This is a genomic window from Streptomyces sp. NPDC055749 (assembly GCF_053617235.1).
Genome location: NZ_JBSHFH010000106.1, coordinates 1 through 10,639, shown reverse-complemented (window position 1 = coordinate 10,639; position 10,639 = coordinate 1). Strand labels below are relative to the sequence as shown.

Annotated in this window: 7 protein-coding genes and 2 pseudogenes; 3 read left to right on the top strand and 6 right to left on the bottom strand. The window is 65.1% G+C overall.

Annotated features, from left to right (window positions below; genetic code table 11):
* From istA to ACWGO0_RS36920, 5 genes and pseudogenes are all read right to left on the bottom strand, one after another.
* Nucleotides 1–1,176 (bottom strand): IS21 family transposase (istA, locus tag ACWGO0_RS36940; RefSeq protein ID WP_453544828.1); only part of this gene is annotated, 1,176 nt, incomplete at its 3' end.
* 243 nt (nucleotides 1,177–1,419) lie between these two features.
* Nucleotides 1,420–1,887: a hypothetical protein gene (locus ACWGO0_RS36935; protein WP_453544827.1), complete on the bottom strand. Its 468-nt coding sequence runs from the start codon at nucleotides 1,885–1,887 to the stop codon at nucleotides 1,420–1,422.
* Nucleotides 1,888–1,982: 95 nt separating this feature from the next.
* The gene (locus tag ACWGO0_RS36930; RefSeq protein ID WP_453544829.1) at nucleotides 1,983–3,542 is read right to left on the bottom strand and encodes an ISL3 family transposase; all 1,560 of its coding nucleotides are present in this window, start codon (nucleotides 3,540–3,542) and stop codon (nucleotides 1,983–1,985) included.
* Between the two features lie 144 nt (nucleotides 3,543–3,686).
* Nucleotides 3,687–4,425, bottom strand: a pseudogene (locus tag ACWGO0_RS36925) (transposase family protein); the annotation flags it as partial.
* A 152-nt stretch (nucleotides 4,426–4,577) separates the two neighbouring features.
* The gene (locus tag ACWGO0_RS36920) at nucleotides 4,578–6,857 is read right to left on the bottom strand and encodes an NACHT domain-containing protein (protein ID WP_453544826.1); all 2,280 of its coding nucleotides are present in this window, start codon (nucleotides 6,855–6,857) and stop codon (nucleotides 4,578–4,580) included.
* A gap of 206 nt (nucleotides 6,858–7,063) precedes the next feature.
* Between ACWGO0_RS36920 and ACWGO0_RS36915 the strand changes: the two are divergent.
* The 3 genes and pseudogenes from ACWGO0_RS36915 to ACWGO0_RS36905 form a co-directional block, all read left to right on the top strand.
* A pseudogene (locus ACWGO0_RS36915) lies at nucleotides 7,064–7,168 on the top strand (IS5/IS1182 family transposase); the annotation flags it as partial.
* 1,261 nt (nucleotides 7,169–8,429) lie between these two features.
* A complete protein-coding gene (locus ACWGO0_RS36910; RefSeq protein ID WP_453544825.1) occupies nucleotides 8,430–8,825 on the top strand; it encodes a hypothetical protein in 396 nt (131 codons plus the stop codon).
* 40 nt (nucleotides 8,826–8,865) lie between these two features.
* Nucleotides 8,866–10,062 (top strand): hypothetical protein, encoded by a 1,197-nt coding sequence (locus tag ACWGO0_RS36905; RefSeq protein ID WP_453544824.1) that lies wholly within the window; start codon nucleotides 8,866–8,868, stop codon nucleotides 10,060–10,062.
* A 379-nt stretch (nucleotides 10,063–10,441) separates the two neighbouring features.
* Here the strand turns inward: ACWGO0_RS36905 and ACWGO0_RS36900 are convergent.
* Nucleotides 10,442–10,639, bottom strand: a 198-nt coding sequence (locus ACWGO0_RS36900; protein ID WP_453544823.1) for a transposase family protein, incomplete at its 5' end; no start/stop codon positions are given.

Sequence of the window (10,639 nt, the reverse complement as noted above, 5' to 3'; positions counted from 1 at the left end):
GTCTCCGCCCGCTGTGACGCGGCGGCCGGCTCCGGTGGGCAGACCGTCCCAGTGCCGCTCGTCCACGACCCTGGCGCCGCGGCCAACTGCCCGCGGGTGGGTGGCCAGCAGGGTCTCTCCCTGGCGGTCGGGTGTGGTGGCATGCAGGGTGACCTGGGACTTCGTGGCCCTGATCTCGACCAGTTGCCGCGGGCGGATCGGTAGAGCCGGCACTGAGTAGAGGTTCGCTTCGAAGGCGACGAGGCAGTCCTTGCCGACGTAGCGAAGGTGCCGCTGGACGACGACGTATGGAGTGGCCGGCAGTGGGCGGAGGGCCATGTGATCGCGGACCGCCCGCAGACCGATAACCTCGCCGTGAGTGCCGTGGACCTTGGCCCGCCGCAGCGGAACCCAGGCCGTGAACGCGGCGTTCAGTTCCTCGATGGAGGAGAAGGCGCGTCCGGCCAGGACGTGGTCGCGGACGATCAGGACCTGTCGCTCGACCCGGCCCTTTCCGGTTGGCCGGTAGGCGGCCAGGACGTTGGGATCGAAGTCATAGTGCCCGGCGAATGCCACCGCCTCCGGATGCAGCGGAACTGCCTCGCCAGGGGCGACATGCCGACGGACCACGGTCTTGGTCCGGTCGTAGACGATCGACATCGGGACACCGCCGAAATGGGCAAACGCCTGCCGATGGCATTCGAAGAAGGTGGCCAGGTCCTGACTGGTGGTGAAGCAGCAGAACGGATCTCGCGAGTACGACAGCGTCATGTGGAACGAGTAGACCTTCGGGATCCCGACATGGGCGAGAATCTTGCCCTCATCCCCCCAGTCCACCTGGGCCTGAGCTCCGGGCACCACCTCGATCCGGCGGTGCAGGCCGGCCAGCTCACCCGGGCTGATACCCAGCTCCTCCGCGATCCGCGGCCTGGCCTCCTGCAAGTACATTTTGACGCGCTGGTAGTTGCCGGTGAATCCGTACTCCGCCACCAGACGCTCGTGGATCACTGCCCCCTTGAGCAGGATCTCCGCCCGCAGCATCGCGTCGACTAGCGGGGCGACCTCGTCCACCACCCGCCGACGCGGCTGACCGTTCGCAGCCCTCTTCGGCGGCGCAACCGGAACCTCACCAGACAGGTACTTGGCCACCGTGCGACGGTTCAGCCCGGTCTCCTTCGCGACCTCCCGCAGGCTCATCGCACCTGACTCGTACAGACCGCGAAACCGCCTCAGCTCCAGCCACCGATGCGGGTCCAACACCACTGTCAGCCGCCCTCCGCCGATCCCAACCGACGACAGCAGGCTCCCGGCCACGGCCTTTCAACGCCTCAAGAACGGTGCACTCTCATTCGTACGTGGTGGTGCACGTTCACGGCTCTGGCAAGATTTTCGTAGCCGGAGATCATCTTGTGTCGACGCTTGAAGGCCGACGCTGCTGAGTCACAGTGACCACCAGCAATACAGACCCATGCGGCTCGCCCGAGCACGACGGGCCAAGCTGGCCAGGGCTTGCAGAACATCGGCCGCGGTCTCGGCATCGACCTGGCTCTGCTGCAGTTCATCCGTCTTGGACCATGGCTCGGCGAACCGGACGAGGTCATCCGGTGTCGCAGTGATGAGTGCCTCGATCAGGGAGTCCGACAGGCTGAACACGAGGGGACCGTCGACTTCCGGCGGGGACAGCAGCTGTCCGGATCGCGGGCGCTGGCTGGCTTCCTCATAGCTGCAGCCGGTCGCGATCCCTTCCAGCTGGGCGATGGCGACCACCGGGTCGATGCCCTTGAGAGAAACCACGTCGAGTGCGGCGTGGGTCGGGCCACCGGGCGCCTGTGCCACGGCGGCGGCTGTGTGGTCGTCAGCGGCGGCGAAGTAGTCGCACAGAGTCATGCCGCCGATTCTGGCATCCATGGGTGACAGCCCCCGCCGGGCGACGGAGCATTCGGGACGACCAAACCACGGCGTCAGATTTCAGGGAACGTTGCCGAGCCCGGGAGGGTGGTCGATCAGTCCGCGAATCGGCGGCGGAGGTGGGCGATCAGGACGACGCGGTGGCGGAGAAGGGAGACACCAGCGCGTCCGGCCATGAGGCGTTTCTGCAGTTTGACATCGGTGATGCGACCTTCGTTCACCCCGGAGTTGTAAGTGGTGGTGATTCCCTGGGCGACGGCATGCCGGTCTTCGCACAGGGCTCGGGCAAGGCCGGTCAGCGGAGCCAGTCCGCTGTTCGCGAGGTCGTCCAGCCACTCTGGCAAGGGTGCCGCGTCGCGGTTTTCGACCATGGCGGCGAATCGGCGGACCAGGTCGTGAGCGGTCCTGAGTTCAGGGCAGTGGCCGAGGAGCCGGGGCAGGCGGTCGTTAATATGCGGGCTGCGGCGGTGCGGGTGGATGGTAATCCAGCGGGCAGCTTCACGTGGGGAGGGCGGTCGCTCGCGTGGCTCGTCCAGGGGCAGGCCGCGCCGCAGAGGTGCGACGGCCATTTTCACCCGCTGGTAGTGGCCGAGGTAGCCCTTGGATCGCAGTTCCTCGTGCAGGATCTTCGCGCTGTGTTGCCCCTCGTCCCAGCGTTGTTGCAGGTAGTCGAGGTAGGGATCCAGGCTGGAGGGCTTGCGGGGCGGGCGACGCACCATCTCTTGCCAGGTGCGGGCCCGGGCGTACTTGCTGACGGTTCGGCGGTTCAGGCCGAGCTCCCGGGCCACGGAGCTGTGGCTCCGGCCGGTGCGGGTCAGGGCCTGCACGGCCTCGAAAAGCCTTCGGGCGTGGCGCGCGGCTCGCGTGTCCTCGACGGTCGTCTCGATGGGCTCCTCGACCGGTGCGAGACCGGTCCCGTTCATCGGGGGCAGCGCTGTGGGCAGGCATCCGCGGTGGCCGGAGGTGATGTCGTGAACTCGACGGGAGAGGCCCTGCCAAAGGTGAAAGCGGTCACTGACCTGCACGGCATTCGGGGCGCCGACTGCGATGCCCTGTCGGTAGGCGAGAGAGCCGTCGCGGCAGGCAACCTCAACACCTGGGTGCTCACGGAGCCACATGCCGAGCTGTTCGGTGTCGCGTCGCTCCCAGAGGGTGAGCGGGAGACGGGTGGTGGCGTCGACCAGAAGAGTGCCGTAGGTGTCGCGGTAGAGCGCGAAGTCGTCCACCCCTAGCACTCTGGGTACGGCCAGCGGCGGCAGCGGCACCCGCATCAGCTGGGCAAGCACCGTGCACCGCGAGAGTCTGACGTTCAGGACCCGCAGCATCCGGGCCCCACCCCGACCCGCCAGGACAACACCGACCGACTCGACCAGGTGCTGCAGCAGCGGCGTTCGCCGCTGGTAGCGCACGGTCAACCCTGGAACCTGTTCGGCGAAGGTCACCTTCGGGCAGGACCCGTTCTCGCAGTACAGACGGCGCACGGACAAGTCGATCCGGACCGGCCGGCCGCCGAACGCCGCATCGGCGAGATGCCGGACATAGCGACTGTGGGTCCAGTCGCTCACGACGCCGCACCCGCTACATCCTGCTGGAACACGGGAGCGCGTACGAGCCTCGATCACCACGACGGAACCAGAAGTATCGACCGAGAACACCAGCAACCCGGCCAAGTGCGGTAACAGCTCTGACAGTTCAACAGAACACACTCAAAGGCTGCCCACCCCGCAAACCAGGCAACTGCCCGCACCGGGATGATCTCCGGCTACGAAAATCTTGCCAGAGCCACGTTCACTTGTACGCCGACACAGGGCCTTGAAGGTGACCTTCAGCAGGGCGTTGGCGCGTTCGGCGATGGCGTGGATATCCGGATCACGGCGTTGAACGCCTTGTCGGGCTCAGTGAGTTCGCCCCCTTTGGGCTTCTTGACCGAGTGGCGCAGACCCTCTCCGGCGTTCTCCGAGGTCGGTCAGGGAGGGGATGCCCAGGGTGGCGGCGAGCCGGTTCAGGGCGTTGACCAGGCCGTGGGCGCGGGCACAGGTGGTGTCGTGCTCGCGTCCCGGCCGCACTGGCGAGACCCATAGCGGCCAGCCGTCCGGGGCAGAGATGACCTGCACGTTGCCGCCGTGGTGTCGGTGTTTGCCTGACCACCATAGATCCGCGCCGTTGGGGCCGGGCGCGGCGACGCGGTCGGTGCGCACCACAGTGCCATCGAGGTTGAGGTGAGTGTGGCCGGCCACGACGGCTCGCTCCAGCGCGGTGGCCAGGTCCGGGGCGTGGTCGGACAGCACGGTGAGTCCTTCGTGCAGGTAGCGGTACGCGGTCGGACCGGAGATGCCGTTGTCCCGGGCGAGTTGAGCCACGGGCGTGCCGTCGACGAACCAGCGTAGGACCAGGACGTCCTGCTTGAACGGGCTCAGTGCGCGGGTGCCCTTGCGCGTGCCGAGCCGCTCGCGGTGCTGCTGGAGGAGTCGGGCGGAGGAACTCGGCGGTCTGCCTGCTGACGTCGAGCACGGCGGTGTAGGTGATACGGGACGGCACGTGAAGCCTCTCGGCCGGAACTTGATCTTTGCGGACCCGTTCCTACCAGGGGCTTCACATCTTTCCGCCCGTGGCCACCCCGCTGGTCATCACACTCCGCAGCCAACCCGTTCCCGAGAACATCTCATTGGTGAGCCGGTTGCCGAAGTGGGCTATGCCCAGCGGTCTCGCCCCAGCTCGGCCAACCGGTCCTGGAGTTCGGCGTGCCGGAACTGGTATGTGGAGCCGGTGAGGCGCAGAACACCCAACCGATGCATGTCTTCCATGAAGCCGAAGAGCCGAGGCGGCAGCCGTCCTCTCAGTACCGCTTCGGCATGAGCGGCTCGGAGGAAGACCCAGCCGGAGCCCAGGAAACTGATGGCCGCACCAGAGATCGCGGCAAGCGCGGTCAGGAGTGGGCCCACTGGCCAGCCTGGAACATGGTCAAGAGGAGGATCAGCGGACCGCCAGAGGGTGACAGCCGCCACCACGGCTGCGCATCCGAAAGGCAAGATGAGCCACCCGCGGGCAAGCCTGACCCGACGGTGCCCTCGCGGCGCGAAATGCATCCGGCCGCCTCCTGCCGCGATGCCCAAGCAGCACAGCAGGAAGGCCATAAGGGCGCCGACACTTCCGTTGGCCGAGTTCAGCCGGTCGTCCTTACCGTCAAGCAGCGACGCTGGAGTAAGACCTGCCTCTCTGAGGAACGGCTCCAAAGCAACGAGAAGGATCATTCCGAGCAGAGGCGAAACCATCCAGACAGAGATCACCTTTCGATCATGGCTGGGACCGCGCCATTCCATCACCCCCATGCCGATGGCGATCACCAACTCTGCGGCTACCACCCCAAGCACCACACACAACGGGATGTTTAGGCCGAAATTTACGTTTTGCAACGCTGCTGCCATGCCGTCCAGTGCGCCGTCAGACTTCTCTAAGAGCTGCCTGCCTGCGTCACCTGGCGCTCGACCGCTCCCCTCAGAGAGAGTGGCTGCGTACCACAGGTGGTACATCGCTTCGAGCCACGGCACGAGAGCCAGGGCGGAGACCAGCATCACGGCGTGGAACGGAAGTCTCCGAGTGATGGCGGAGCCTTTTGCGATATTTGCGCTGGCTAGGGCATACGATCGATGAGAGCCGCTATGCAGATACGCGAGCCACTCCAGATAACACTGCAACCGTGTCGCTCCCATGGTCCGAACCGTTCGGCCGGCGGGGTCCTGCCTCCTCCGCGTTGACCGACTGTCGGTCGATCGGTCGCCCAGTAGCGCCGGAATGTAGGCGTCAAGCAGATGGTTGCGAACGGCTTTCCGGTCCGGAAAGCGCGAGCTGTTGAGAAGCTCCCGGGGGTCACCGCCCTTGCGATAGGCGGACCGAGCCAGGAAGAGCATCAGCGGCGTGTCCAGGGCCTCCGTCACAGGATGGGACGGATCCGAGACGATCACCCTTTGCACAGGTCGCCACGCACCCTGCCACTCTGTCGAGCTGGTTGGCGGCGCCAACCACCCGGCAGCTTCCACAGGGGACAGCTTCTCCGCCTGAATCAGCTCGGCACGTCGGATCACCCCCTCGGTGATCCTCTCGCTGCGGGAAACGGCCTTCACGGCTCGTTCGTATTCCTTGCGGCGGACGCTGAGGATGAGGGGTAGGCCGTCGTCGAACTGATCCTTGAGCGCGGACAGTGCAGCCACCCGCGCCGGTTGCGGGATCTCGTCCAGTCCATCGAACACCGGCAGGATCTTCCCGTTTCTGATCAGCAACTCGGCCGCGTTGGGCCCGAAGCGAGCAGAGCCGCGCAGATCAGGGCATTGCTGATGTATGAGTGAAACCATCCACCGTTCGAGACTGTTGCGTCCACGGTGTGGGCGCCACTTCCAGTGCCCACCGTCCCATGCCTTGGGCGACCACTCAGCCAGTGGAAAGATCACAGGCAGCGGCAAGTCCGCATGCGCCGGATCGCGGCGCCGCTCAACGATAGCTTGAGCTATCCGGATGGCAAGGCAGCTCTTGCCGGAGCCGGCCTCGCCGGTAATGACGAGCCGCGGAGGCTTCAACGCAAGGAAGTCACCGACCACTGTGTCGATGTCCCGGCTGTTGCCCCGCAGACCGCTACCTGAGGCGCGCACATTCGCGTCCACCAGGACAGTGCCGGGTGGTCGTCCCCAAGGGACGGCAGCCAACTCTTGTATATGCAGGCCGAGTTGCTCCATCCAAAGATGCGGGGCCTCAGCCGCGGAGTGGGAGAGGGTATCGAGAGCCTCTGATACCTGCGCGGTGCTCGACCCTTGTTGCCGGATGACGAGCGACGGAAGATATGCCGCGAACGGGAGGAGGAGAGCGGCGAGGACACCGGCCAGCCAACCGGTCTCTTCCAGCCCGTGGTTCAACAGGTACCAGAGGATGCCTGCATAGACGCACACAAGGAGAATCTGCAACAGTCGCTTCATGTGCATTCGCAGGGCGTCTCCTTGGTAGAGCCGGGGAGCGATGGATGCCGCGGAATGGGCGCCGCTCGGTAGTCATGGCCGTAGCAGCTCGTCAGCCGAGGCGGACGGACAGCACGGCTCGATCAGGGATATCACTGCGGCCGACCCGCCGCATGCGATCAGGCTCTTTGATCTTCTTCCAATCTGGCTGAGCCTGAGCTGTGTTGTCATGCGACATCAAGGCCCTGCGCAGAGTCAGCCTCAACCCTGCGGCCATCACCCGCATCGCCTGGGCCGCCCTCGTCCTGCTCCAGCTCGAACACGGCCGCACCGCCTGAGCGCGAAGATCACGAAGAGTCGCGAGACTTTACCGAGAAGGGTTCAGTGGTGATCTGCTCTGTGGGCTGGTCTCCTCGTTCGAGGAGCTTGAAGAGCTGCCGACAGATTGCACGCTTGAGGCAGCGACGTGCGTCTCTCGCGGTCTTTCCCTCGCTGATCCGCCGGGCGACGTACGCCCGGGTGGTCGGAACATGCCGGAACGCCAGCGGCAACAACCCGGGCCGCAGGTCGACTATCAATTCGCTTTTTCCGTGTCTCCGCAATGGGGTCTCCGGCCTGCGGGGCCGCGAGGCGAGCGCGGACGGTAAGCCGTACCGCGGTCCAGGACCGACCTGACCGCGGTCGACGAATCCGCTACCGAGCACAACGCCTTTCCGAGCCACACCTCGCAGAACTTCTGCGCCGGTACTGGACGTCCTACGTCGAACGCCACGGGGGCGATGACGTCCCGCGCTCGGACCGGGCCGTGATGTGCAGCAGTACCTGCGTAACGTCGCCGCCGACCGGATGACCGACTTGCGCGGCGAGCCGTTCGAGAACATCCAGCTCCGGGTGGTCACCCTGCCTTCCACGCTTCCGCCAGGCAGTTCGAGGGTGCCGCGGTGGTGCCGGCCCAGCAGGATGCCGTGCTCGCTGAGCAGAGATCGCTCCGACGCCTACGGCCGCGTGGGCGGTCGGCGCTTGGGTGCTGCGGGGTCGGCTGGAGACGCGCGCCGGCCGGGCGGGCAGGCGCCGGGCGCGGATGAGCTGCTGGATGACCGGAGTGCTCTCATCGGGGTGCGGGAGCAGGTCGATGGCCTCGATGCGGAAGCCGTACTCGGTGAGCAGGTCCTCCCATAGCTGCGGTGACAGGACCTTCTCCGAACTAAGTGGTAGTCGATGAGGTTGTGGATATGCCGACGAAGACCGGAAGGTTCTCCGCATTGCGTAGCGGCGGTGGAGACGGCGGCAGCCGACCAGCCAAGACAACTCTTTCGATCACCCAGCGCGGCCGAGCCGCTGTGAGGACTCGACCCCTTGCGGGCGATGCGGTGGCGGGTTCCCCCGCTGCGGGGCTACCGCCGCAGATGGTGGTAGTCGTGCCCTCCTGTAGGCGTGGAGCCTGGCCGGCCGTCGGCGGCGCCTCCGCGGAATCCTGCGCAGGAGCGGCTCCAATGCCTACCCAACGAGCAGGGTGACGCCGGTGGCGTCCCCTGGCCGGGGCTCCCTCGCCGCATAAGCTTGCCTGAAACGGAGTCAACCCGCACTGCCGTCGATAGCATGACGCCTGATCATCTTCATTGGAGCGAGCATTGGGAGGACGCCATAGAGCGGGATGAGATCGAGCGGCTGATGACGCTCGCCGACGACGATCTGTTGAAGGAACTCGGATCGGCCGCGCACGGCGCCTTTCCGCAAGACGCACTCAACAGGGGCACCAGGGTCCTGGCGAGGTGGATGGATGCCACTCGCCAGGCCCTCTGTCAGAGCGCCAAGATCAAGAAGGTTACGCAGGACGGCGACAAGGTCGCCACGGCAGGGGCCATTGCAGATCTTCTCGCGAGCCAGTTCGGCGTCGTGCCGGCGGCCACAGTCGCAGTCCTGATAGTCCGGTCGGGTATGACCAGTTACTGTGCCGTGTACTGGGCCCCTGAGGCTACCGATGACGCTGACTAGTGATGACGTTGCCGCGCGTGTCCGTAACGCCGCCATCGCCATGGACGACGGCTATGAAGCGCCTGGTGGACACAACTACGACTGGCCCAGTGGCCACGAGATGTTACTCAGAAGCATTGCCAAGCTGTTCGCTGAGTACCCGCATCTTGCTAACGAACTCGGATATTCCTGGGCGCGGGGCCGGTCAGCGTATCGCACGGCCATTGACGTGAATTACCAGTATCACGTCCTGGAATTGCTGGCCGATGTCGATCCCGGGCACCCGAATCTGATAGGCACTAAGCCGGTAGCCGCTCGGGGGGCGGTCAATAGGGACTTTATCTCGTATGCTCAGCCGGGAGGTGACCTGGACTTTATTTTCATCAGTCGCGGGTTCATGGACGTGGTCACGTACTTCTTGGAGATGACCGCCGACATTGTAGACCTATCCCCCACAGGCGAGAGTCGATCATCCATGTGGGGATCCGTGAACCTAGCTCATGCCCGCAGAAAGAACCCGGATGGCGTGGGAGAAGCTGTCGGCCGCTTCGTCGATCAGTCGATCAAAGTGTGCAGATGCGAGCCGCCCGCCCGGCAGTCACCGATCACCCTGCGGCTGCTGAATGCCGCGCCGGACCTCATGTGGACGACCTACGACGCCATCGGGTCGTTCGTCGTAGCGCACGAGCTGGCTCATCTGTTAGAGCGCCATGACGTCCGGGATACGTCGCTTGCCAAAGAGATCAGCGCCGATCGGGCCGCGCTCAGCCTGCAGATCGCTCGCTCCGGCACCCAGAAGAGGATGGACGGCTCGGCCACCGTGGCCGCGCTGGGAGTGAACCTCGGCGGACCCGCTTTCTACCTTCTTGGCAGTCTCTACTATCTGATCACAGCCCTTGCGCACTGGACGCGCAACGAGCCGACGGGGCATTTTTTCGAAACAATTGCACATCTGAAGGTTAGGTGGACTTTCTACCTAAAGGACCTGACGGCCCAAGGATCACCGCCAAAGATGATCTATGAGTTCGGAAAGGGTGTCTATCGGATGGCGGCCCTCTGTGCCGAAGCTCTGCACGCGTATTCACTGTTGTTCAGCATGCAAGCCACTGGGAAGCCCAAACCGTTTGTAGAAAAGGACTTCTTTGAGAAGGTGTGGGACGACTGGTCGGACGCGAGCGGGTCCAGGAGATCTGCGACAGAGAAGCGGTCCGGACCTCGTCGATCGAGGAAGTCACCGAAGCGGCGGAAACGCCGGTGACGATGGTAGGGCGGTCATGCGCGGGATGCTGTGAGAGGTGCGGAGCCCGTAGATTCGCGGCAGCAGGCTCATCGCGGCGGTTCCTCCGTGACGCTGGTGCGGGCGACGAGTTGGTCGAGCGAGGGGATTCCAAGGAATACAGGCGAGTCTCTCCGTTCCTGCCTGGAAACGAGCTTCGCGATCTTCTCTTCTGCGGCTGCAAGGCTGGCTGAGAGCCCCTCGACCTCACCCAAGCATCCTTCCCTTTCAGCCTCGGCCATTCTTCCGCGAAGGTTGTCACGGATTTCTTCGAGCCTTGGCCTCTCGCTCGGTCCAACGATCAGAACCGGGCAGCGGGTGCAGGCATGCTCATGAGCGCAGTGAGCCTTTTCCATCTTGATCAGTTGGCGAGTTCGAGGGCGACGACGGCTCGGACGACGGCTGTGATGCGGGTGGTACTACAGCGGAGCTTTCGCAGGAGCCGCCAGGACTTGAGGGTCGCAATGGCGCGTTCACCAAGGCTGCGGATCTTCGTGTGGTCCCGGTTGTGACGTCGGCGCCAGCCGCGCAGGTGCTTGCCACGGATCGGGACACGGAT

Bases quoted from the DNA above. Each gene is read 5' to 3' on its own strand.
- ACWGO0_RS36935 (WP_453544827.1), bottom strand. From the start codon at position 1,887: ATGGATGCCAGAATCGGCGGCATGACTCTGTGCGACTACTTCGCCGCC.
- ACWGO0_RS36920 (WP_453544826.1), bottom strand. From the start codon at position 6,857: ATGCACATGAAGCGACTGTTGCAGATTCTCCTTGTGTGCGTCTATGCA.
- ACWGO0_RS36910 (WP_453544825.1), top strand. From the start codon at position 8,430: ATGACGCCTGATCATCTTCATTGGAGCGAGCATTGGGAGGACGCCATA.
- ACWGO0_RS36905 (WP_453544824.1), top strand. From the start codon at position 8,866: ATGGACGACGGCTATGAAGCGCCTGGTGGACACAACTACGACTGGCCC.